This window comes from Vibrio sp. 10N.286.49.C3, from assembly GCF_041469545.1.
Classification (GTDB): domain Bacteria; phylum Pseudomonadota; class Gammaproteobacteria; order Enterobacterales; family Vibrionaceae; genus Vibrio; species Vibrio tasmaniensis_A.
Genome location: NZ_JBFRKT010000077.1, coordinates 1 through 3,887, shown reverse-complemented (window position 1 = coordinate 3,887; position 3,887 = coordinate 1). Strand labels below are relative to the sequence as shown.

The 3,887-nt window shown below is 41.2% G+C and carries 4 protein-coding genes; 1 reads left to right on the top strand and 3 read right to left on the bottom strand.

The annotated features are described in order from the left end of the window. Positions 1-224: 224 nt before the first annotated feature. A complete protein-coding gene (locus AB4180_RS21830; RefSeq protein WP_241909519.1) occupies positions 225-716 on the top strand; it encodes a phage protein in 492 nt (163 codons plus the stop codon). A gap of 137 nt (positions 717-853) precedes the next feature. Here the strand turns inward: AB4180_RS21830 and AB4180_RS21825 are convergent, their stop codons facing one another. The 3 genes from AB4180_RS21825 to AB4180_RS21815 form a co-directional block, all read right to left on the bottom strand. Beyond that, entirely contained in the window at positions 854-1,198 is a 345-nt protein-coding gene (locus AB4180_RS21825; protein ID WP_241909284.1) for a DUF2513 domain-containing protein, read from the bottom strand. 219 nt (positions 1,199-1,417) lie between these two features. Continuing rightward, a complete protein-coding gene (locus AB4180_RS21820) occupies positions 1,418-2,272 on the bottom strand; it encodes a trypsin-like peptidase domain-containing protein (protein WP_102250336.1) in 855 nt (284 codons plus the stop codon). Between the two features lie 96 nt (positions 2,273-2,368). Then, positions 2,369-3,887 (bottom strand): DUF5677 domain-containing protein (locus tag AB4180_RS21815; RefSeq protein ID WP_372081985.1); only part of this gene is annotated, 1,519 nt, incomplete at its 5' end.

The following is a 3,887-nucleotide window of genomic DNA, read 5'->3' as shown; positions in this document are numbered from 1 at the left end:
CGCCGTGCACAACAAAGAGCCCTTCAAAGCTTCCAGTCGAACCATCAACCCCGTCCTCACCGAACCCTTCAAAGCTTCCAGTCGAAAACTTAACAAGGGGACATTTCTATTGGGGACAAATAAGGACATTTTAAAATGGGATTGACATTAAGGAGATTGAAATCTGAGGGGTTTCAGTATCTTAGTCCTTGTGGATTTTGCACGCACGCCGAATTAAGTCCTTAATGTCGTGGGTTTTATGGCTTTTAGCTGCACGTTTATGCACGTTGAGTTTGATATTGTTGGCTATACTTGGTTTTCACGTCTCTGATTTTTGCGCTCACGCGTCATCGTTTCCAGAGACTTTCTACTACAAACACACTTTAGGAGGAGGAAAAATCACGGTCCAGCGTTGGCTCTCAGGTGAAGTCCCTGTGAACCCGATGGCCGAAAAATTGATGAACATCCACGCTCGCGGTTATTTGCCTTTAGACTATCGTTGGAATGGATTTAAGGTGCACTTTGACCGTGCCACCTTGATCACGCCTGAACGACGCGAGTTTAATCCGAAAGAATTGCTCAGTTTTGCGTATTGGCGCGACGAACATCGTCAGCTCGTCGAACGCCACGGTCGAATTGATTCCCCAAAGTTTTACCCACCTAAGGAGCATCCGTTGCCATTTCGTGGCGGTCGCCGCATGCCAGCGAAGCCTTGGGTGCCCACCAAATTCAAATAAAATCAGGTGCAACCCCCACACATGGTAACGTCACTCGCTCTCCAGAATTTTGATTTGTTATCTCTCCGGTTCTATTAACTGACTATAAACAAAAGAGATAATCATTCAACCCCAGCTAGTTCTTTTAAGCTAGTACTCTAAAAGTCAATGCTTTCGAGTTTTTTACTCAAAACTTTCATACCTAACTGTTTAGAGATATCTACGATTGCGGAGAACCCCTCACCCTTGAATTTATTTACAATCACATCAAGAACTTTCGGCTCTTCAAGCGAAGACAATAATTCGATACCAGAGCTTGTAAGTCTTATCGGTGGTGGCACCAGCATAAATTTCATCGGAGCTTGTGGAGATGAAACCAAGCCACTACTTTTGAGGTCATAAATGGGATTTTTGTTTGTGGATACAAGTCCATTTTCTACGATCAAATGCCAATGAAAAATAAATTCCTTCCTAGAATCGTCATCCACATCTAAATATTTCATATACAACTTCTTTGAGTCCGCATAAGGTTCCTGAGCATCTTTAATTTCGCTTAGAACCTGTTTAATGTACGCGTAATCTATATCCACTATTTAACTCCAAATTTGGTTTCATCACTAGCCGATTGAATAGTGAGCCACGTAATATAATACCCTTGAGTCTTGCCCGTAACTAAATTCACCAAGCACATAAATGCTACCCGTATCGAATGTTACTTGAAGTTATTTCCCTATAATCTCAACGTTTGTACTATTGCGTGTATTGTAGTCACGCTCTGCCGCCATTAGCAGTTCTTCAAGAGCAGATACATGCCAAACTCTACCCAAATCTGATTGCGCATTTACACGGCCGGAGTATATACCCAGGAACTCCCAAGCTACATTACCTGACAAGCTAGTACTAATACGATTATCTTTTATTGTTCGATAACCCGACGTTCTAAATGCTATAACTGGAGAGCCCGACTGGCCCTGCCTTGTTCGACAATCAATTAAGAAAACAGGATCATCTTCCGAAATCAAGCTAAGCTCTTGAGCTAGAAATCCAGTAGCCCAAACAGGTAATTTTCCACTAGTTGACATCCCAAAAGGAAAACCTATCACACTTACGGGTTCAGCAGGGCTAACCACCATACCAACCCGATCGAGGTCTAATTTAAGATAATATGGAATTTTAAGCACATCACTACCCCAATTTAAATTTAGAGCGACGATATCTGCTTTTTCACCTAACCTAGGATGTTCAACCCAAAAAGGAGCACCATCCTTCCGATACAACGGAAGCTTGATTTTAATCCAATCACCAATATTTTCCCCTGGACAGTGAAAATGAATGACAATGTTATCCGGGACACCTAAAGTAGAACTTAGACACTCCCCCGTTTCTTGGTGTCTGCCAGTTACATTGTGTCTATTGGTTACTAAGGCACAGTGAGATTCCTGTGAGTTCGAAATCAAAGTAGCTGTGCCAGTACTTAACAGTTGTTCACCGAAGTACATTTCTATAAACAGGGACTTCAAAGACGGAAGTTCTATATTTAAAGGATATATACCTTCTTGTTTTTGTTCGATTTTCATTTCCACGCTCCACAACCTCAATAGTTCGTATAGTAAGGTTTTATACGCAATGCATGGCAAGGCCTCCACACATTGCGAATCATTTTTAACAGTTGGTTAGCTATCTTCTTCTAACAAGCGCGGACCGAATGAGGGGTAAGCAACACTTAAGTCATTTAATATTTCGTTTACTAAAATACACGCATCTTGAACAGTATCAGGCAGGGTCGACTCTTTAGGGTATCGATGTAAACGGTGCAGTGGATTACCACATGTATTAAAGCATACCTCCCTAATCGCCCCCCAAGTTCCATGAGAATATGTAGAAGACCAGGAGTAGTATTGGTCATAAGCAGACTTTAACCCCGCTTTCTCACTCAATTTTCTTAAGTCAGCCCCACTCCAACTTCCAAGTTCTATATTAATGAATTCTTCCCACAAGTCCTCGCCAGCAATAGATTCTAGCGTCTCAGTATTAATAAATTTTGGTGGCTCTACGAGTTCGTCAAACTTTAATGCGTTTAGCTTTGCTTGACCCGCGCCATAGGTTCGCCATTTGGTCCAAAGTTGATCGTCATTTTTTTGAATTAGATATCTTAGACTAATATGTGTTTCTAAAATCGTTCGTAGCCCCAACCTTGCTAGAATGCCAGTGCTAACACCAATCGATACGATTTCACTCAATACCGATAGCGCGTAAAACGCTATACCAAAAACACCATCATGTTTAGCATCAACTCCCGTTGTAGAGTGAGTGTCTCCCCAGTGCTTTTCCAATTCATCTCGAAGCTTATGAATTTCTTCTAAATTGCAACAGCAAGTCTTCGAATTAGTGTTACTTTCAGGAGTCAACTCCAAACATGGAGTATTTTCCCATGACTCTGCCCAAAATTTATTTGACCAAGTCAAATCTTGCTCAACCATTGGGTTGAAGGCCATTTCACATGAACGGATGGATGGACGAATGCTACGTTGATCTCCTTCGTACGGATAGTTAACCCATGTTTCGACCATTTCTTGTGGTGCACGAAATTTACCAGATACAACCATCAGCATTAACTTTAGCCAACGACAGTCCGTAGCTTCTTGTGATTGATGAGGTAAACACATTCCAATCGCAGCCATCAATACATTAATTTCTGGCTCGGTATAAGGTAAAAATTTCAACCAAGAATCCTTTGCAGGCAAGTCTTTAAATAATTTCAAAACAGTTAAGGCTGAAGCGGTTTTAGGGTTCGACAATAGAAAATCCAAAAACTCATTACGTAGCCCTTCATCTAACTTTGAAATGCCAGTAATAGAGAGATCGGATAAACTTTCTTTATTTGCATGGTTCGAGACAAAGCTAATCACTCTTCTGAATTCAGCAATTGCAAAATCTTGGTCCTGAATAACCCGAATAATCGCAGCCCACAACATTTCAGGAAGACGTTCATTTGACCATGAAGAAAAAGTCACTTTATCTCCTAACTGTGCAAAACTGGGTTGCAACTCAGATCCGACTTTTTTATGGTCCAACAGAGCTGTTCTATTCTTACCGCTTTTCGAGGGTTTCTTTTTTCGCGTATTTTTGTTTTTTGGCATAACCCACCAACTCCTAAAAATTTTATCTAGGTAGGGCTTTGTTGCGTAATTC